General features: G+C 69.7%; 1 protein-coding gene. It reads right to left on the bottom strand.

From position 1 onward, the window contains the following. Positions 1-449 (bottom strand): CoA transferase (locus ACLBV5_RS14860; protein WP_447606154.1); only part of this gene is annotated, 449 nt, incomplete at both ends.

Below are 449 nucleotides of genomic sequence, written 5' to 3' on the forward strand. Positions count from 1 at the left end.
GCGTGCCACAGGGCGGCAAGGATGGCGTTGGAGGCGTAAAGGCCGGTGAACAGATCGACGACCGCCACCCCGACCTTCATCGGCTCGGCGCCCGGCGCGCCGTCGGGCTGGCCGGTGATCGACATCAGCCCGCCCATGGCCTGGATCATGTAGTCGTAGCCGGCCCGGTGCGCGTCCGGCCCGTCCTGGCCGAAGCCGGTGATCGAGCAGTAGACCAGCCTCGGATTGATCGCCGCCAGCGAGGCGTAGTCGAGGCCGTATTTCTTCAACCCGCCGGTCTTAAAGTTCTCGACCACCACGTCGCAGGTCGCGGCCAGACGGCGCACGGCCTCGGCGCCATCGGGGCTGGCGATGTCCAGCTCGACCGACTTCTTGCCCCGGTTGGCGCACAGGAAATAGGCGGCGTCGCCGGGCGCGCCGTCGGCCGTGGTGGTGAAGGGCGGGCCCCA

This window comes from Brevundimonas sp. M1A4_2e (genome assembly GCF_053345555.1).